General features: G+C 34.5%; 19 protein-coding genes and 1 tRNA gene. 8 read left to right on the top strand and 12 right to left on the bottom strand.

Going from position 1 to position 18,006, the window contains the following annotated elements:
* Positions 1-245: 245 nt before the first annotated feature.
* Together E0F91_RS12940 and E0F91_RS12945 are read right to left on the bottom strand one after the other, a co-directional pair.
* Positions 246-1,457, bottom strand: a complete 1,212-nt coding sequence (locus tag E0F91_RS12940; RefSeq protein WP_132066883.1) for an MFS transporter — start codon at positions 1,455-1,457, stop codon at positions 246-248.
* A 42-nt stretch (positions 1,458-1,499) separates the two neighbouring features.
* Entirely contained in the window at positions 1,500-2,408 is a 909-nt protein-coding gene (locus E0F91_RS12945; protein ID WP_132066884.1) for an AEC family transporter, read from the bottom strand.
* Positions 2,409-3,009: 601 nt separating this feature from the next.
* Here E0F91_RS12945 and meaB point away from each other — a divergent pair.
* Positions 3,010-4,101, top strand: coding sequence for a methylmalonyl Co-A mutase-associated GTPase MeaB (gene meaB / locus E0F91_RS12950; RefSeq protein WP_243698904.1), 1,092 nt, complete (start codon positions 3,010-3,012; stop codon positions 4,099-4,101).
* 1 nt (position 4,102) lies between these two features.
* Here the strand turns inward: meaB and E0F91_RS12955 are convergent, their stop codons facing one another.
* Genes E0F91_RS12955 through E0F91_RS12965 form a run of 3 tightly spaced genes read right to left on the bottom strand, consistent with a single transcriptional unit; the run spans position 4,103 to position 6,009 of the window.
* Positions 4,103-4,336, bottom strand: coding sequence for a hypothetical protein (locus tag E0F91_RS12955; RefSeq protein WP_132066885.1), 234 nt, complete (start codon positions 4,334-4,336; stop codon positions 4,103-4,105).
* A gap of 32 nt (positions 4,337-4,368) precedes the next feature.
* Positions 4,369-4,596, bottom strand: a complete 228-nt coding sequence (locus E0F91_RS12960) for a hypothetical protein (protein ID WP_126453696.1) — start codon at positions 4,594-4,596, stop codon at positions 4,369-4,371.
* 30 nt (positions 4,597-4,626) lie between these two features.
* Positions 4,627-6,009, bottom strand: a complete 1,383-nt coding sequence (locus E0F91_RS12965; RefSeq protein ID WP_132066886.1) for an MATE family efflux transporter — start codon at positions 6,007-6,009, stop codon at positions 4,627-4,629.
* Between the two features lie 225 nt (positions 6,010-6,234).
* On the opposite strand from E0F91_RS12965, the gene E0F91_RS12970 reads away from it, so the two are divergent.
* Positions 6,235-6,819, top strand: a complete 585-nt coding sequence (locus tag E0F91_RS12970) for a hypothetical protein (protein ID WP_132066887.1) — start codon at positions 6,235-6,237, stop codon at positions 6,817-6,819.
* 60 nt (positions 6,820-6,879) lie between these two features.
* Here the strand turns inward: E0F91_RS12970 and E0F91_RS12975 are convergent, their stop codons facing one another.
* Complete coding sequence (locus E0F91_RS12975) at positions 6,880-7,755, bottom strand: PPK2 family polyphosphate kinase (protein ID WP_132066888.1); 876 nt, start codon at positions 7,753-7,755, stop codon at positions 6,880-6,882.
* Between the two features lie 151 nt (positions 7,756-7,906).
* On the opposite strand from E0F91_RS12975, the gene E0F91_RS12980 reads away from it, so the two are divergent.
* The 3 genes from E0F91_RS12980 to E0F91_RS12990 all read left to right on the top strand — a co-directional run bounded on the left by E0F91_RS12980 (position 7,907) and on the right by E0F91_RS12990 (position 11,601).
* Positions 7,907-8,788, top strand: coding sequence for a DUF6929 family protein (locus tag E0F91_RS12980; protein ID WP_132066889.1), 882 nt, complete (start codon positions 7,907-7,909; stop codon positions 8,786-8,788).
* Positions 8,789-8,834: 46 nt separating this feature from the next.
* Entirely contained in the window at positions 8,835-10,703 is a 1,869-nt protein-coding gene (locus tag E0F91_RS12985) for a M61 family metallopeptidase (RefSeq protein ID WP_132066890.1), read from the top strand.
* Between the two features lie 187 nt (positions 10,704-10,890).
* On the top strand, positions 10,891-11,601 hold the full coding sequence (locus E0F91_RS12990) for a DUF4369 domain-containing protein (RefSeq protein WP_132066891.1): 711 nt from the start codon (positions 10,891-10,893) through the stop codon (positions 11,599-11,601).
* A gap of 144 nt (positions 11,602-11,745) precedes the next feature.
* Here the strand turns inward: E0F91_RS12990 and E0F91_RS12995 are convergent, their stop codons facing one another.
* From E0F91_RS12995 to idi, 6 genes are all read right to left on the bottom strand, one after another.
* Positions 11,746-12,207 (bottom strand): DUF5362 family protein, encoded by a 462-nt coding sequence (locus E0F91_RS12995; RefSeq protein WP_132066892.1) that lies wholly within the window; start codon positions 12,205-12,207, stop codon positions 11,746-11,748.
* 135 nt (positions 12,208-12,342) lie between these two features.
* Positions 12,343-12,416 (bottom strand) — tRNA-Thr (locus E0F91_RS13000).
* Between the two features lie 78 nt (positions 12,417-12,494).
* Complete coding sequence (locus E0F91_RS13005) at positions 12,495-12,761, bottom strand: hypothetical protein (protein WP_091257270.1); 267 nt, start codon at positions 12,759-12,761, stop codon at positions 12,495-12,497.
* A 487-nt stretch (positions 12,762-13,248) separates the two neighbouring features.
* On the bottom strand, positions 13,249-13,707 hold the full coding sequence (locus tag E0F91_RS13010; RefSeq protein WP_132066893.1) for a peroxiredoxin: 459 nt from the start codon (positions 13,705-13,707) through the stop codon (positions 13,249-13,251).
* A complete protein-coding gene (locus tag E0F91_RS13015) occupies positions 13,707-14,117 on the bottom strand; it encodes a 6-pyruvoyl trahydropterin synthase family protein (protein ID WP_132066894.1) in 411 nt (136 codons plus the stop codon). Before E0F91_RS13015 ends, E0F91_RS13010 begins: the two co-directional genes overlap by 1 nt.
* 13 nt (positions 14,118-14,130) lie before the next feature.
* Positions 14,131-14,691 carry an isopentenyl-diphosphate Delta-isomerase gene (gene idi / locus E0F91_RS13020; RefSeq protein ID WP_132066895.1) on the bottom strand — a complete coding sequence of 187 codons (561 nt, stop codon included), beginning with the start codon at positions 14,689-14,691 and terminating at the stop codon, positions 14,131-14,133.
* 166 nt (positions 14,692-14,857) lie between these two features.
* Between idi and E0F91_RS13025 the strand changes: the two genes are divergently transcribed.
* The 3 genes from E0F91_RS13025 to E0F91_RS13035 all read left to right on the top strand — a co-directional run bounded on the left by E0F91_RS13025 (position 14,858) and on the right by E0F91_RS13035 (position 17,947).
* Positions 14,858-15,316, top strand: a complete 459-nt coding sequence (locus E0F91_RS13025) for a GNAT family N-acetyltransferase (RefSeq protein ID WP_132066896.1) — start codon at positions 14,858-14,860, stop codon at positions 15,314-15,316.
* Positions 15,317-15,622: 306 nt separating this feature from the next.
* Positions 15,623-16,930 carry an amidohydrolase gene (locus E0F91_RS13030; protein WP_132066897.1) on the top strand — a complete coding sequence of 436 codons (1,308 nt, stop codon included), beginning with the start codon at positions 15,623-15,625 and terminating at the stop codon, positions 16,928-16,930.
* A 231-nt stretch (positions 16,931-17,161) separates the two neighbouring features.
* Positions 17,162-17,947 carry a CHAD domain-containing protein gene (locus tag E0F91_RS13035; protein WP_165930131.1) on the top strand — a complete coding sequence of 262 codons (786 nt, stop codon included), beginning with the start codon at positions 17,162-17,164 and terminating at the stop codon, positions 17,945-17,947.
* The last annotated feature ends 59 nt before the right edge of the window (positions 17,948-18,006 follow it).

The following is an 18,006-nucleotide window of genomic DNA, read 5'->3' on the forward strand; positions in this document are numbered from 1 at the left end:
ATTGATTAGTAACACTGTAAGGTATTGAAATAAAAGCAATAAAGGAGAAAACTAGTCTTAAAATTGTACTAAGATTTATGAAAATCAGGAAGTAATATTGCAAAGAATAATGCAATAGGAATACCAAAAGCCCTAGCCCTGATCGCAACGGCATCTCCCGATTTAGAAAAACAAGGCTTTTTTAGCCGTAGTTATTATTAATTGGGAATACAGTGCAGAGCAGGAATAAGCTCCTAAAAAAGGGGCTATTTTTTCTTTAAATTTGGTAAAAAGAGTGCAATAATCCCTATCAAAGGCAAATAGGCACAAAGATAATATACGTACGTGATGCTGGTGTGATCGGCAAGATTTCCTAATAAGGCGGAACCCAAACCACCCATTCCAAAGGCAAAACCATAGAAAAGACCAGAAACCATTCCGAGTTTTTTTGGCAATAATTCTTGTGCATAAACTAAGATTGCAGGAAATGCCGAAGAGATTATAATTCCAATTACAACCGATAAAACACCTGTCCAAAATAAATCGACATACGGCAACAGTAAAGTAAAAGGCGCGGCACCCAAAACTGAAAACCAAATCACATATTTTCTTCCGAATTTATCGCCTAATGGGCCACCGATTAAAGTTCCTAAAGCACAAGCCGCTAAAAATAAAACCAAATGAAATTGCGCTTCCTGAACCGATAATCCAAACTTTTCGATTAAATAAAACGTAAAATAACTGGACATACTAGCCATGTAAAAGAATTTTGAAAATATCAAAACCAACAAAATTCCTACTGAAATTACTATTGTTTTTTGAGATAAATTTGGCAAATCGATTACCGCTTTCTTTGTACTTCTTAAACTCAAATGAGTTTGATACCAAAGTGCAATTCTACTCAAAACAAGCAATCCGATGAGGGCAACAACCACAAACCAAATGATGTAATATTGGGAGTTAGGAACCACAATTAAGGCCACTAACAATGGTCCGATGGCTGTTCCGGCATTCCCTCCCAACTGAAAGATAGATTGTGCCAAACCACGCTTTCCACCTGATGCCAAAAAGGAGATCCGTGATGCTTCAGGATGAAAAATGGAAGAACCAATTCCGACCAAAACTACTGAAACAATAATCATTTCAAAACTGGAAGCATAGGATAAGCACACGATTCCAGATAAAGTAAATAGCATTCCAAAAATCTGAGAAAAAGGTTTTGGTCTTTTATCCGTGTATAAACCAACCACAGGCTGCAAAATAGAGGCCGCCAATTGATACGCCAGCGTAATTAATCCAATTTGGGTAAACGATAAATTGAAATTTTCTTTTAAAATAGGGTATGCTGCAGGAATAACAGCTTGTAATAAATCATTGAGTAAATGGGCAAATGCTATCGAAAATAATATGGAATAAACGGTTTGCTGAGCAACAGGGGTTCTTTCAATTGGTGCAGCGTTATCAGAGGATACATTCATTTTTTTACTAAAACTATTAATTATTAATGGCTTAAATCGGTTTTAAATTTGAAGCACAAAATACCAAAACACCAAGGTGATAAATGATAGTGGAATTCCAAAACCAATCATCATGCTGCTTAACCGAGGTTTTAAACCGTGGGAAGTCGCTAAGATACTTGCCGTAATCATGGGAGCCATAGCTGACTCCATAATGGCAACCTCAATCATCTCTGAATGTTGTTGCAAAATTACGACATACAATAAATAAAGCAGTGCAGGAGTCAACATTAATTTATATAAAAGTCCTAATCCTAAAAACTTCCAATGTTGACTTTTTCTATCAAACTGCAATTGCAAACCTACAGAAAGCATCGCCAAAGGTGTCATAACGCTTCCTGTTTTCTGCAATACAAATTGAACGTATTCATGAAAATCAAAATTCAGATAATTCATTAAACACGCGGCTAGAAAGGTTATAAATGGCGGAAAGAACATTATTTTTTTAGCAATATGAAATCCGTTTGGCGTTCCTGTAGAATACAACGTAGCTACTAGAATTCCTAAGGTGGAAAGCACAACAAATGAACCCGGTTGATCAACTAAAATAGCTGTTTTTAAGCCCTCTTCACCATATAAAGCCTCGATTATGGGAAAACCTAAAAAGGAAGTATTCCCTAAACCAGCGGTAATAATTAAACAGCCGATGAGTTTTCTGGACCAGCCGAATTTTTTACCCAAAAAACTAAACAAGAAATAGGCACCGGCAAAAGTAATCCAAGCAACTCCAATAGGAAATAACAATTCGTTACTCCACTCAATTTTTGGAATATAATATAAGGCCAAAGCGGGAAGACAAACATAAATAACGATCTTGTTTAACAGCTTATAAATAGTGACAGGAAATCCTTTAATATTTTGGAAAATAATACCTAAAAACAGAAAAACGAAGATTAGAATAAAGTTGCTCATGGCGAAGAATTGACTGTAAAAATACTATTTAAATTCAGTTCCAGAATAAAGAAATTTATAAATTCCAAATTTAACCAAAGGATAGAAATTCAATTTATCAAACCTGTTGGGTGCAATTGTTCAAAACGTCCGTTCGAGTGTTTTTTTTTGTAAAGTAAAACGGAACAAAACTTCTCGATACGTTCCGGTTACTCGAAGTGGCGTGTATCGAGAACCGTTTTTAATGAAATTTTTCTTGTTCTCGATACAATTTTCTGCCGAAAAATACTCGATCTGACGAAAAATTACTATCAAAAACTAATTATACCCAACGGTTATACTACTACAACACTAGGTGCCTTTTTTATTGATACAGTAAAAAACCTACCTGACAAGTTTTACTACAGAAAAAAATTAAAAATCAAGCATTAAAAATAAAATGACCTGAATTAAATCTGCTGCATACGTTCGATTCATGGTTAAAAAAAAAATCAAAAACAGCACTAAAGAGACTAAAATAAATACTATTTGGAATCTTTGGGACCAAAAAAACTGCTTCTTAAAGGAATCCTTTTTGAAATTATTTTAGTTTTCACTACTTTTACTTTTCAAATAACATGTTTTGTCAAACAAAAAATCCCACCCTAGCGCCTTACACGAGAAAGCAGGAATTTCTAGGCCAGAAATGATTAGCGCAACCGCAGTTGGGAACATCCAGCACTTTAGAAAAGTACAACCCTCAGCAGCAGCATTAGTTGAAGGCATTTTAGCAGGAAATATAACAGCTTTAAGTCGCGCGATTACCTTAGTAGAAAGTACGAATGGCTCTCATTTGGCAAAAGCCACTGAAGTAATTAATGCGTGTCTACCGCATGCTAGTCAATCCGTGCGAATAGGAATTACAGGCGTTCCAGGCGTAGGAAAAAGTACGTTTATTGAAGCTTTTGGGAAATTCTTGACGGGATTAGGGAAAAAAGTTGCGGTTCTTGCCGTTGATCCCAGCAGCACGATAAGCCACGGGAGTATTCTGGGCGATAAAACGCGAATGGAAGAATTGGTAAAAGACAAAAATGCCTATATCCGACCATCCGCTTCAGGAGATACCTTAGGCGGTGTGGCACGAAAAACCCGCGAAAGTATTACCCTTTGTGAGGCTTGTGGCTTTGATACTATTATCATTGAAACTGTGGGAGTGGGTCAAAGTGAAACTGCTGTTCACAGCATGGTAGATTTCTTTTTGCTTTTGAAAATATCGGGTGCTGGAGACGAATTACAAGGCATTAAACGCGGTATTATGGAAATGGCGGATGCAATTGTAATCAACAAAGCGGATGGCGATAACATTAAAAAAGCACAATTTGCTAAAATGGAATTCAACAGAGCCTTGCATCTTTTTCCCGCTAAAAAATCCGGCTGGACGCCTACAACCTCAACTTGTAGTTCTGTTACACACGAAGGAATACCTGTAGTTTGGGAAACTATTGAAAAATTTCTTGAATTGACAAAGGGAAATAATTACTTCTTTGAAAAGCGAAAAGAACAAAATCAATATTGGATGTTAGAAACGATAAACGAGCAATTGAAAACCAATTTTTACAGCAATCCGGAAATTCAAAAATCATTGGATTCAACCAAAAAAGCGGTGCAAAATGATGAAATTTCACCCTTTGCAGCCGCTAGTCTATTATTGAAAACGTATTTTAAAAAAGACTAATCTATTCTGTTCTTCTTTTTCCTTCTAAATAAGTTTGGTATCCATACTTTAACATTAAAACACCAAGAGCAATCTTACCAAATTTACCAATAATATATCCTACACTATGTCCAGAATTATAGGCTTCACTTGCGTTTACATTTGATTTAATTTCAAACGGAAAAAAGTTGAAAACCCCTTTAATTATAAGTACTGTGCCAAAAACAAACATAGAATACATAAATACATTTTTCATTTGAATATCAATTAGGTAAGACAAAAATTTAACTACTCCTCGTAAAGTTTGATTTCTCGATCATAAAACTCATTTGCAAGAACAATAAGCCCTTCCATTTCCGCATTTAATTCGCCTTCATCAAGATCTTCGGCTTCTTCGATAAACTCTACCTCATCATCCTTCAGATTGATAATAAAACGAGGATAATCAAGGTGTATGATAAAAATATCCTCTGGAAAATCAGTATTGTCGCCTAGTAAAAATTTTGGTAATTCCATGAATTTAATTATTTAAGTAATTTAGTTTTTTTATTTTTTTTCGTTTTGAGCCACCAACATTTTTGTCAATCGCGCAAAGCGAATATACAAAAATAAAGCGGCAGCAGTCAATCCCGCCAAAAGTCCAATCCAAATTCCAACAGCTTTTAGTTCCGTGTACTTCCCTAAATAGTATGAAATTGGAAAACCGATAATCCAGTAGGAAATAAAGGTAATGTACATGGGGATTTTTACATCTTGCAAACCCCGTAAAGCTCCCAAAACAACGACTTGAATTCCATCGGAAATTTGAAAAATGGCAGCTACCAAAAGTAACTTAGAAGTGATCATAATAATTTCTGAATTATCTAGCAGTTGACTCGGATCGTCCATATTTAAAAACAGATGGGGCAAAAATTGATGAAAAACCACAAAGATGATCGCAAATAAAGTTTCCAGAATAATGGCTAACAAGAAAATTGATCGAGCAACAACAATCAATTTCTTATAATCATTGATCCCTTTAGTGTGACTCACTCGGATCATCGCAGTAACGCTTAAACCCATTGCAACCATAAAGGTTGACGAAGCTAAAATAAGCGCAATCTGATTGGCAGCTTGACTATTTTTACCTAAGGAACCCGAAAGCCAAATTGCAGCTGTAAACAAGGTTACTTCAAATAACATTTGCATGGCTGAAGGCAAACCCAGATCGATAATTTTCTTCAAAATTGATTTGCGAATTTCTTTAAAGCTAAAATTCTTAAAATATTTTTTCATAACGGAATTTTTTTTCATTAGATAATGCATAAAAACAACCATCATTATCCTAGAAATTACAGTGCCCAAAGCCGCACCTAGAATCCCTAATTTTGGAAAAATCCAAATTCCGTAAATCAATACATAATTAAAAAAGATATGCACCACATTCGCTAATAAAATGGCGTACATAGAATATTTAGTTTTCGCTAATCCATCCGCAAATTGCTTGTAACCTTGATAAATAATTACAGGAATTAAAGAAAAGGCAACCCAATCAATATAGGGTGCTGCCAAATCTGCCACTTCTTTAGGTTGTTGCATCAAATACATAATTTGTTTGGAAAGCACTGTCAATATAAATAACGCAACGCCTAGCACGGTACACAATAACAGTCCATGGTGAAAAGTAGTTCGGATTTTCTGATCATCTTTCTCCGCATCAGCCTCAGCTACTAATGGCGTAATTGCTGTCGAAAAACCTATTCCTATAGATAAAGCTATAAATATGAAACTGTTACCTAACGAAACAGCTGCCAACTCGGTAGAACCCAATTTGCCAACCATAAAATTATCAACGATTCCTATTAAAGTATGACCTAACATTCCTAAAATAACAGGATAAGCTAATTTAATATTATAAGAAAACTCTTTGAAGTATATAGAAAAATTCACTTTTTGCTTTTTTGTTGGCAAATATAATTAGAAGCTTTCAATTGCATCCATACAATCGAATATATAACGCACTTATTTTATTCTGCTACCTACAAAAACAAGGAATTCTATAACAAAACAACTTAATTCTATAACTTTTAAAAAACTTACAGTCTTACTTTTGCAGTGTTGTTTTTAGCCAAACAAAACCCCTAAAAACAACAAAAATATTAAAAAAATACAATTATGAAAATCTCAGGAAAAATTAAATTCGCACTAGCACTTACAATCTCAATGATGTTTGCTAGCAATGTAGAAGCTCAAGAAACAACAAATGAAGCAACAAATTACGATCAAGGATTTCGTTTAGGATTTGGTGCAAATGCTGGATATTCAGTACATGACCCATACAAATTAGCGCTTGGAGCTGATGTAAGAGGACAATATGATTTATCAAAAACATACTCTTTGACTTTAACTACAGGTTACACTAACCTATTTGTGAGCAAAGCGGATACTTTTCCTGGGCAAACAGAAGGGAAAGATTTAGGGATTATCCCAGCTAAAGCTGGTTTCAAAGCTTTTGTATGGAATGATCAATTTTACTTGATGGGAGAAGCTGGAGCTGCATTTGCAGTAAGTAATGTAGACAATACTAGAGAGAAAACTTCTTTATTATTGTCCCCAAGTGTAGGTTACGCAACTAAGTACATAGATATTTCTTTGAACTATACACATTACAATCATTTTGATCGTCTAAACAATAATGGTTCTCTTGCTAAAGGAGTTGGACAAGTAGGTGTTCGTTTAGCTTATGGTTTCAAACTGTAATCCTACTTTGAATTAGATATAAAAAATGCCCTTCAATTTAGAGGGCATTTTTTATATCTATTATTTTTTCAGCATCTCTTTGTACATTTCAAAATTAGCTTTTACTTTTTCATCTAATTGAGGTTCTTTTATATCTGTATATTTTTGCATTTCTTCCCAGATAATCTTAGCTACAATATAACGTGCCATCTCCTTATCATCGGATGGAATAATATACCAAGGGGCATTTTGAGTAGCCGTTTTATTAATTGCCTCTTCATAATACTGCATGTATTCCTCCCAATGCTCGCGCTCTTTTAAATCGCCAGCCGAAAATTTCCAATGGTGTTCAACCTCTTCCAATCTTCTCAATAAGCGTTTGCGTTGCTCTTCCTTACTCATGTGAAAGTAAAACTTCAAAACAACAGTTCCATTTTGCGTGATATGCTTTTCAAAATTGTTAATTTGCTCCAGTCGATCTTCCCAAAACTGTGGCGTCACATCTTCTACTTTTTCGATTCCAGGCAAATTTTCATTCAAAATATATTCTGGATGCACGCGGGTAACTAAGACATTCTCATAATGCGTTCTGTTAAAAACAGCAAATTTTCCTTTTTCTGGCAAAGCCAAATAATGCCGCCACAAGTAATCGTGTTCCAGTTCCGTTGAATTGGGTGTTTTAAAACTATGCACCTCAACACCACGCGGATTAAATTCCTTGAAAACTTCCCGAATCAGACTATCCTTCCCCGAGGTATCCATTCCTTGTAAACAAATCAAAACACCGTATCGGTTGTGTGCATACATTACATCCTGCAACTCACTCAATTTTGCCTGAACCTTATCCAACTTATCTTCCTTCGCATCATCACTAGCTCCATTGAACAAGTTAGTAGGGATTTTTGACAAATCAATTTTGCCAATTACTTTAAAATCATCGGGATTTATAGATTTCATCTTAAATATTTTATCTTTACTTCTCAAATATAATACTTTTTTAGGAGCTTTTTCCCGCTGTACGCTTGTATCTTTTCCTCCGCCTAAAGAGGCGAAAGGAAAAGGATATCGCTTCCATCAGGGCTAGAAACCCGTTTTCAAAACACAAACTATGGAAAAATTTACGCTCGAAATTCTTTTTCAAATCAGCGGAATTGGGGCTGCATCGGGACTCATTTACAAAGACAATTCATTATTGATTATTGGTGACAACAGCAGCTATCTTTATGAATACAACATGACTTCCCAAAATTTAAAGCGTTATCCGTTACTGGAAAACCCATCCGAAAACATACTTAAAAAGGAAAAACCAGATTTTGAGGCCATTGCGACTTTTGGCGAAAGCATTTACGTTTTTGGTTCGGGTTCAACCGAAAAAAGAAACAAAATGATACAAATTAATGTGGCTGATAAAAAAATAGTAGCTACCAATGACATTGCCCGTTTGTATGCAGTACTACAAAATTCTGCAGGAATAAAACCCGAGGATTTTAATATTGAAGGCGCAATTTACAATGGCAAAAATTGGTATTTAATCAACCGTGGGAATGGGAGTTCCAATAAAAATGTACTATTCGCACTAAAAGGAGAAATACTAACAACCCCACTTCCTATTCTATCTTACGCCTACCAACTACCCACAATAAAGGGAGTTCAAAGCAGTTTCACTGATGGAGTTCTAGTAGAAAACACCATTTATTTTTTGGCCACAGCCGAAGATACGAAATCTACTTACGACGATGGTATCGTATTGGGAAGCCTTATTGGATGCATTGATCTGAAAACTATGAAAATCATTTTCACAAAAAAAATCAGTGATAGCCATAAGTTTGAAGGTTTAACCCTATACACCCATTCTAAAGAAAAAATTGAATTCCTATTGTGTGAAGATAAAGACACCGACGCTTTAGAAACTGACATTTACAAACTAAGTCTAGACTTGGGCTGTACTGCGATTAGTTATGACGGTTTTAAAAATTTCTCTATCTTGTAACAATTGTGAAATAATAGAGTCTAACAACTAAAATAAAACAAGACCAATGAAAAGAATATTTTTTGCATTAGCATTTGCATCCATTTTTTGGAGCTGCAAAACTGCCGGAACAGCTACAACGATGTCAAAACCAGCTCTTCAAAAAGTGGTGGTTGCTATCAATTTGAACGATATTAAAGAGGACAAAGTCATGGTTGCTGTTACATCCCCAAAGATCAGCACAGATGAAGTAACCTATAGCCTACCTAAAATTGTTCCTGGAACTTACTCCATCGATGATTATGGGAAATACATTGAAGATTTGAAAGCATTTGACAGCAAAGGCAATATACTTTCAACCACCAAAACAGATGAGAACACTTGGACCATCAAAAATGCGAAAACATTAGCAAAAATCACCTACCTCGTAAACGACACCTTTGACACTGAAAAAGGGAGCGGTTTTGGCAATGCTGATATTTTTTCACCTGCCGGAACCAATATAGACGCAGGTAAAAATTTCATGATTAACATGCATGGGTTTGTAGGCTATTTTCAAGATAAAAAAGACCTTCCTTATACCGTAAGTATTTCACATCCAGAAACACTTTGGGGAGCAACCTCGATAACCGATTTGGATTCAAGCACCACCAATGATGTGTTTACAACACCACGCTATGCCGAATTGGTCGAAAATCCAATTATGTATGCAAAACCGGACTACACTACTTTTACGGTAGATGGAATGGATATCCTTATTGGTGTTTATTCCCCGACTGGAAAAGTAACTGCCGAAAGCATAACTCCAGAAATGAAAACGATGATGACAGCTCAGAAAACATTTTTAGGAAAAATTAACGCTACAAAAAAATACAGTATTTTACTTTATTTATCAAGCATGACTCCTACTGATGCAAAAGGATTTGGAGCCTTAGAGCACCCAACAGCAACCACTGTCGTTTTACCTGAAATGATGCCAAAAGAAGAATTGGTAAAATCAATGCAAGATGTGGTTTCGCATGAATTTTTCCATATTGTAACGCCTTTATCAATTCATTCTAAAGAAATTCATTATTTTGATTACAACACTCCAAAAATGTCACAACATTTATGGATGTATGAAGGAGTTACGGAATATTTTGCAAATCTTTTCCAGATCAATCAAGGCTTGATTACAGAAGAGGATTTTTATACTCGTATGGCAGAAAAAATTGAGCATGCAAATGCGATGAATGATACCATGCCATTCACAACGATGAGCGCTAATGTATTGACTGAACCATACAAAGCCCAATACTTGAATGTTTATGAAAAAGGAGCACTTATCGGAATGTGTTTGGATATCATAATTAGAGAAAAAAGTAACGGTGAAAGAGGAATTCTCGATTTGATGCAAAAATTATCTACTGAATACGGTGCTGCTAAACCTTTTAATGATGAGGAGCTTTTTGCCAAAATCACTTCATTTACTTATCCTGAAGTAGGCGCTTTTTTGACAACTTATGTGTCAGGACCTAATCCCATTCCTTATGATACGTATTTAGCTAAAGTAGGAGTTACAAAATCCATGGAAAAAGTACCTGGAAATGTATTCCTAAAAGGGCAAATGCCGTACATTACCGTAAATCAAGCTACAAAAGAAATTATTGTAATTCCTAACATGGAATTAAATACATTCTACACTAATCTAGGTTTAAAAGGAGGAGATATTCTCGTATCTATTAACGACAAACCGTACTCCCTAGATAACATTTATGAAATGATTGCTGAAAGTCTAAAATGGAAAGAAGACGAAACCATCAGCGTAAAAATAAAACGTGACGGTAAAGAACAAATAATCAAAGGAAAAGTAAAGTTTCCGTATGAAGAGAAAGAAGGTCTAAAGGCTACAGATGCGACCAAAAATACTTTGAAAGAAGCGTGGTTGAAATCATAATTTCAAAAAATAATTCTAAAAATCCCAACTAAGAAATAGATTGGGATTTTTTTTTTTGAAATTTGAATGCGTTAACAAAATCATTCCAACAATTTTCTTTATTTTCGTCAAAATATATAAAACCAAAAAATCGTCATGATTCAATTCTGAAGCTTCGGAACAAATCATAAACAAATTTTAACTTCACATGAAAAAATCTATTATTGCATTCGTTACGCTCATTTTATTAGCATCTTGCAGCAAGAATGAATCAAAAACTAATTTACACATTACTGGAAATATTAAAGGATTAAAAAAAGGCACTTTATATATCCAGAGAATCGTTGACACGACACTAATAGCTATTGACACGATCAATATCGATGGAAGTTCTTCTTTTGAAAGTAATTTGGATCTAAAATCTCCTGAGATGCTTTATTTATTCTTAGACAGAGGCGTGACTAATTCTTTGGATAATAATTTACCATTCTTTGCTGAGCCCGGAACCATAACTATTGAAACAACTTTGGATCGTTATTTATCTGATGCTAAAATAAAAGGGTCCAAAAATCAAGAAATATTTGAAGAATATAAAAAAATCAATACCCGTTTCACAGATGAAAATCTGTCTTTGATCGAGCAAAAATTTAATGCCATCAAAAGCCAAAACACACAAAAAATAGATAGTTTAAGCGCCAAACAAGATTCTAACATCAAAAGAAAGTACTTATTTGCTACCAATTTTGCACTAAATAACAGAAAATTTGAGGTAGCTCCTTACATTGCGTTATCCGAAATCTATGATATAAACATCAAATATTTAGATACGATTCAAAAATCAATGTCTCCAAAAGTAGCACAATCGCTGTATGGCAAAAAACTAACAGAATATGTTAGTGCTATTAAAAAACAAAAATAAAAGACTCCTAATTGTTACTCTTACCTATTAAAACAAAAAAAATCATCTTGCAGAACAAGATGATTTTTTTGTTTTGTAAAAAGTAGTAAAGGAATTAGAATACGCCTAATAAAACCTCACTATTACTTAGATCAAAAAAGCTCTTTAAACGCTAAAAGCCATTCTTCCAATAATCATTCCCACAAACATTAAAAGATAAAGAGAGAAAACAACAAGAGTCATAATCCCTATAAACTTATAATGTGATTTTAAATATCTAAAAGAAGTAGTCAACGTTTCAGAATCATTGGTATTTAAAGCTGCTTTAGCATTAGATGCGAATTTATTCAAGTAATACACTGGAAAGAAATAAAGTGCTGCAATAAGCAAATAAACGACAGCCATCGCCATTCCAAAAGAGGAACCCATCATTCCCATAGCAGGATTCATTTTGCCCATAGCAGAAAATAGTGTTCCCGAAAACAAAGCAGCTAAAACAATAAAACCAATTCCGATGTATCCTAGAATGGATAAAAAATAGGCCCATTTTGCTGTTTCTTTTAAAAAGTCTTTTGCAGACTCATTAAGTTTCATTTCGAAAGTTTCAATTACTGAATGCTCTTCCATAATTATTTTATGTTTAGGTTAGATTCCAAATTTAACAAAAAAATTATGACATATCAATAAATAGAAGAAGCAATTCCTAATTTCACCCCTTAAAACAAAAAACCACCTAACAAAAGTTAGGTGGTTTTATTAAAGAGCCGGCGGAGGGACTCGAACCCACGACCTGCTGATTACAAATCAGCTGCTCTAGCCAACTGAGCTACGCTGGCGACTCATTACGGGTGCAAATATAAGTCTGAATTTCTATTTTCCAAAACAAATTCAAACTTTTTTTGCGTTTTTTTTGACTACAATTCGTTGATTTTAGCAATCAATTGATTAGCAGTTTGTTCCAATTCAACATTGATTTGTTTGAAGTGTGCTTTTTTATCTTCTACATTTTTTGCATTCACTTTTGTGATCAAAGCGTCAAAAGCAGCGATAGCTTCGTCGATTAAACCATTTGTTTCTGTTGTTGGTTTTCCTGTAGTAGAAATTTCGAACAAGTAAACTGCTTCAATAATATCTCCTAAAACGTAGTTGATGTCTTTTTTTAAATTCTTAATGTTTGCCATTTTTATTTTTTTAAAATTTGAATTTTAATTTGCGTCTGCAAAAGTACACATAATCTTTCTATTACCGACTATGAAATGTAAATTTCTAAAGTTGAAGCTTTTCCACTGAGAATGAATGCATTCCTCGCTTTAAAATCAAAATAAGACTGCGTTTGCAATAGTTTCTTATTAAGTTCGTACATCCCATTCCTAAGCCACTATCAAGCACATTCCTTTTTCACTATTTAATAGCTCACAGCACTCCCTGCAATATCCTGAAATCAAGACCAACGTAGAAGACGTTAATCTGCATTTATTAGTGAACTAACGATATTGCAAGAATATTTGTTTTGTTTTTATACCTTAATAAACAATCGTTTTAAATAGGAAATAACTAGCTAATTCTCCTCTACTTTATAAAGCATCCATTTTTGAAATACCTTTAATAAATCCGTCCTATATTTTGGAAATCAATAGAATCAAAAACAACTGTCTTTAGTAAGAGATCTTACACCACCAATTTTTTGATTGCCTGTAGTGCTTTAGGAATGTGTTTTGCAGCCAGCATACTGTCAAAAATCATTTGAATAATTCCATTTTTATCGGTAACATAGGTTACTCTTCCTGGAAGCAAACCAAACATACCAGTTGGAACTCCAAACAACTTTCTAATTTTTTTATCATCATCTGACAAAAGAATAAAGGGTAACTTATATTGCTTACTAAACTTTAGATGCGATGCAACACTATCACTACTAATTCCTATAACTTCAGCACCCAAATCTTTAAAATCTTCGTACTGATCTCTGAAACTACAGGCTTGTGTAGTACAACCCGGTGTATTATCTTTTGGATAAAAATAAATAACTAAGGGTTTTTGTCCCACAACGTTCTGACTGTCAAAATCAATTCCGTCTGCATCTTTTGCCGTAAATTTAGGGATTTTGTCCCCTACTTTTAGTTCCATTATTCTCCTTTATAGGTTACAAAATTTCGAGGTGTTTCGTATAGGACTACCTCTAATTCAAATTCTGATTTGATTCTTTTCCTGATTTTATTCCAAATCACCACTACTATATTTTCAGCTGTTGGATTTAAATCTTGAAATTCAAGAACATCTAAATTTAGATTTTTATGATCAAATTGATTCTCAACATCCTCTTTGATTATATCACTCAAAAACTTCACATCCATGACGTAGCCAGTTTCAGGATCAATCTCACCCGTAACGCTGACTATCAGTTCATAATTATGTCCGTGGAAATTAGGATTATTGCACTTTCCAAAAATCGCATCGTTTTGTTCAAAACTCCAATCTTTTCTGTGCAATCGGTGTGCCGCATTAAAATGGGCTTTTCGTGAAATGGTAACTTTCATATAGTAGAATAAATTAGGTGTTATGCGTTCCCTCTTCCGCAGAAAGAGGACTTTTATGTTCTTCCAAAAAATGATAAAATTCTTCAAAAATGATTTTAAACCAAACCGTATATAAGGTAGGGTTTAGAACCATATCCTTTTTAACATCCTCAATTTTCATCCATTTCCAGCTTTCAACTTCCTCCGGATTGATAACGGGCTCCTCATTATAATAACCAATCATCACGTGATCCAGCTCATGTTCTGTCAAGCCGTTATCAAAAGGAGCTTTGTAAATAAAATGAAACAATTCCTTAAGTTCTGTTTTAAAGCCCATTTCTTCAAATAATCGTCGGCTTCCGGCTTGAATATTCGTTTCTCCCTCGCGCTGATGACTGCAACAAGTATTAGTCCACAACAAAGGAGAATGGTATTTTTGACGCGCCCGCTGCTGCAGCATGATTTCATTTTTACTATTCAAGACAAAAACGGAAAAGGCCCGGTGTAACACCGCTTTTTCATGTGCTTCAAGCTTAGGCATCAGCCCTATTTGCTCGTCATTTTTATTAACTAAGATTACATTTTCTTCTATCATAGTGGTGTATTTCAGGTCAAAAATACAAAAAAGATAATTAGGGATAAGGGCTTTAACGTTCTGTTTCGTTTTGTTGAAGATCAATTAGTAAAAGAATATCTGAACAAAACAATGCTGCACCTTTCATAATTCTGTTGTATTTTTATAAATATTTATAAATAGCACCATGTTTCCTATAACCATCCGAAAAGCACGCCCTACCGACTTAGAAAAACTTCTTGTCTTTGAACAAGGAATTATTACTGCCGAACGCCCTTATGACTCCACTCTAAAAGAAGATCCGATTCATTATTATGACATTGAAAAAATGATTGCTGCCCCTCATATAGAAGTCCTTGTAGCTGAAATAAATGCAGAAATTATTGCTTCCGGATACGCTAGATTAGAGGCTGCAAAACCTTATTTGAATCACGAAACGTATGGGTATCTAGGATTTATGTTTACGGATCCTAATCACAGAGGAAAGGGAGTAAACGCTTCCATCATCAAAGCACTTAAATCCTGGTGTAACTTACATGAAGTGTTCGAACTTCGGCTAGACGTTTACAGTGACAATGCGTCAGCCATTAAAGCGTATGAAAAGGCAGGATTCAAAAAACACCTTCTAAACATGAGGATGATTTGATGCATGGACCTACTTTGCTCTTTCTAAATCAAAACCTCTTTTAGACCCGCAAAATCTATAATCAGAAGTTATTATAGTCATCTGTTCATGGCTACTTGGCAGTAGGACAAAAATTCTTTAGGAATTAATAATTTCAACGGAAAAAACTTTTCTTTTTAACATTTTTCTCAAAAAGAGTTTAGTTGTCTAAATGCCAAAACTATAAACTATTAATTTATATATTTGTTTTTAACATTATTTAGGTTTTTTCCAAAAAATACAATTAAAAATGCATTTTTAAGACTGTCATCCTTTACTATACCATTTATGAAAAAATTATTCATTTCTGCAGTTCTATTTTCTTTTGCCTGTACAACTTCAGCACAAAATACCGCCCTGAAAACTAAGATTAGCACGAAAGCAGAGTCTTTAGAATCCAAAGTTATTGCATGGCGTAGGGACTTTCACCAAAATCCAGAATTAGGGAATAGAGAATTTAAAACGGCCGAAAAAATAGCGACACATTTGCGCGCTTTAGGTATCGAAGTACAAACCGGAGTCGCTAAAACGGGTGTAGTGGGAATTTTAAAAGGAGGAAAACCCGGACCGGTTGTCGCCCTCAGAGCAGATATAGATGCCCTACCTGTAAAAGAGCGAGTAAATATTCCATTTGCGTCAAAAGTGGTAGGCGAATACAATCAAAAAACAGTACCCGTAATGCATGCTTGTGGGCATGATACTCACATCGCTATTTTGATGGGAACTGCCGAAATTTTAGCCTCTATAAAAAGCGAATTAAAAGGTACCGTTAAATTTATTTTCCAACCGGCCGAAGAAGGACCACCTGAAGGAGAAGAAGGAGGAGCAAAATTGATGGTAAAAGAGGGCGTCTTAGAAAACCCTAAAGTTGATGTTATTTTTGGACTCCATATTAATGCCCAAACAGAAGTGGGGAAAATAAAATATCGTCCAATGGGAACCATGGCAGCTTCTGATTGGTTCACGATTAAAATAAAAGGCAAACAAACACACGGCGCTTATCCATGGCTGGGCATTGACCCTATCGTCACAGCAGCCCAAATCGTTATGGGAATCCAAACGATTGTAAGCCGAAACATTAACGTAACCGAGTCTGCCGCGGTTATTAGTGTGGGACAAATCAATGCCGGAGTAAGAAGTAATGTTATTCCAGAGGAACTAATTATGACCGGCACCATTCGTTCGTTAGACCGTCAAGTGCAGGACCTATTGCATTCCCGACTAAAACAAGTTGTAAATTCAATTGCTGAAAGTGCTGGAACTACCGCTGATATAAATATAACTAACCAAACTCTTATTACTTACAATGATCCATTATTGACAGAAAAAATGGTTCCCACACTAGAAGCAACAGCGGGAAAAGAAAATGTTTCTATTACCCCTGCTGTAACTGGTGCTGAGGATTTCTCTTATTTTCAAGAAAAGATTCCTGGCCTGTACTTTTTTCTAGGTGGCGCTCCTAAAGGCAAGCCAATTGCTGAAACAGCTCCACATCACACACCCGATTTTTATATTGACGAAAGTGGTTTTGTATTAGGAATGAAAGCATTATCTGACCTAACGGTCGATTATATGGAAATGAATAGTAAAAAATAATACATAAAATACTAGAACATTTTAAACAACATCAACCGAAAAGAAATTTTCGGTTGTTTTGTTTTAACAACAATTCAAAATAAAATAAATCATTGATTTACAATATTTTACATTGATTTTTTGATCATTTTTGACTAAATTTACTTTAACATGTAAAAGGGTACTTGGATGCAAGAAAACCAAACATACTCAAATCTATCCTTACAAAATTACCAACCAAACGGCTGTGATATGAAGGAACTTGTAACCTATTGTAAAACCCGAAAAAGTGCCTTGAATCTTGTCTTGGAAAAAGCACCTGAATCATATACTGTCGAAACTTTTCATGAACTCCGCGTTGAAATCAAGAAAATGAAAGCATTATTGCAGTTGGCTGCCTTTTGTAACAAGAAATTTAAACCCAGAAAAACCTTTTTACCTTTTCGAAGTATTTTCAAACAAGCCGGAAAAGTAAGAGAACTTCAACTCCAACAGACCCTTATTGAGGAACAACCCAATTTTACTTTACTAAAAAAATATCCAAATCAACTAAAAAAGCTGCAATCCAAAGCAATAAAAAAATTTTTCTTGCTCGCTAAAATACGCTTGATCAAAAAATTAAAGAAAAAATACCGAATACTCATTTATTTTCTTGCAAAAACAGATAAAACAAAATTAAATCACTACCGGAATAAAACAAGAAAACAAGTAAAAAAACTACTTGGTAAACCTGCTTTTAAAAAAAATGAAATGCACAATTTTCGGAAACAACTAAAAGTGTATCAATACAATGAGAAAATACTCCCTATTGATCAATCTAGTAAACTGATTGCAACTCTAATGGCATTGTCGGATTTCCTTGGAGAATGGCACGATTACGAAGTTGCCATACTCCATTTAAAAAAAACAATCGAATTCTATAACAGAAATTCGACAGAAAGAAAGCATCTTAAAACTATCAAGGCAATGGTAACTTTAAAAAGAGAATTGTTATTTCATAAAATTAATGCAACTTTACCTTGCAAGACTTTTTTATAAATAGTTTGAAAAAATGAATAGTAAATAATCAAAGGAACTATGTTCTTTCTTAAATATTT

Source organism: Flavobacterium sandaracinum (assembly GCF_004349135.1).
Lineage (GTDB): Bacteria > Bacteroidota > Bacteroidia > Flavobacteriales > Flavobacteriaceae > Flavobacterium > Flavobacterium sandaracinum.

Coding starts and splice junctions, on each gene's coding strand:
- E0F91_RS12940 (WP_132066883.1), bottom strand. CDS start 1,457: ATGAATGTATCCTCTGATAACGCTGCACCAATTGAAAGAACCCCTGTT.
- E0F91_RS12945 (WP_132066884.1), bottom strand. CDS start 2,408: ATGAGCAACTTTATTCTAATCTTCGTTTTTCTGTTTTTAGGTATTATT.
- E0F91_RS12955 (WP_132066885.1), bottom strand. CDS start 4,336: ATGAAAAATGTATTTATGTATTCTATGTTTGTTTTTGGCACAGTACTT.
- E0F91_RS12960 (WP_126453696.1), bottom strand. CDS start 4,596: ATGGAATTACCAAAATTTTTACTAGGCGACAATACTGATTTTCCAGAG.
- E0F91_RS12970 (WP_132066887.1), top strand. CDS start 6,235: ATGAAAATCTCAGGAAAAATTAAATTCGCACTAGCACTTACAATCTCA.
- E0F91_RS12975 (WP_132066888.1), bottom strand. CDS start 7,755: ATGAAATCTATAAATCCCGATGATTTTAAAGTAATTGGCAAAATTGAT.
- E0F91_RS12980 (WP_132066889.1), top strand. CDS start 7,907: ATGGAAAAATTTACGCTCGAAATTCTTTTTCAAATCAGCGGAATTGGG.
- E0F91_RS12985 (WP_132066890.1), top strand. CDS start 8,835: ATGAAAAGAATATTTTTTGCATTAGCATTTGCATCCATTTTTTGGAGC.
- E0F91_RS12990 (WP_132066891.1), top strand. CDS start 10,891: ATGAAAAAATCTATTATTGCATTCGTTACGCTCATTTTATTAGCATCT.
- E0F91_RS12995 (WP_132066892.1), bottom strand. CDS start 12,207: ATGGAAGAGCATTCAGTAATTGAAACTTTCGAAATGAAACTTAATGAG.
- E0F91_RS13005 (WP_091257270.1), bottom strand. CDS start 12,761: ATGGCAAACATTAAGAATTTAAAAAAAGACATCAACTACGTTTTAGGA.
- E0F91_RS13010 (WP_132066893.1), bottom strand. CDS start 13,707: ATGGAACTAAAAGTAGGGGACAAAATCCCTAAATTTACGGCAAAAGAT.
- E0F91_RS13015 (WP_132066894.1), bottom strand. CDS start 14,117: ATGAAAGTTACCATTTCACGAAAAGCCCATTTTAATGCGGCACACCGA.
- idi (WP_132066895.1), bottom strand. CDS start 14,691: ATGATAGAAGAAAATGTAATCTTAGTTAATAAAAATGACGAGCAAATA.
- E0F91_RS13025 (WP_132066896.1), top strand. CDS start 14,858: ATGTTTCCTATAACCATCCGAAAAGCACGCCCTACCGACTTAGAAAAA.
- E0F91_RS13030 (WP_132066897.1), top strand. CDS start 15,623: ATGAAAAAATTATTCATTTCTGCAGTTCTATTTTCTTTTGCCTGTACA.
- E0F91_RS13035 (WP_165930131.1), top strand. CDS start 17,162: ATGAAGGAACTTGTAACCTATTGTAAAACCCGAAAAAGTGCCTTGAAT.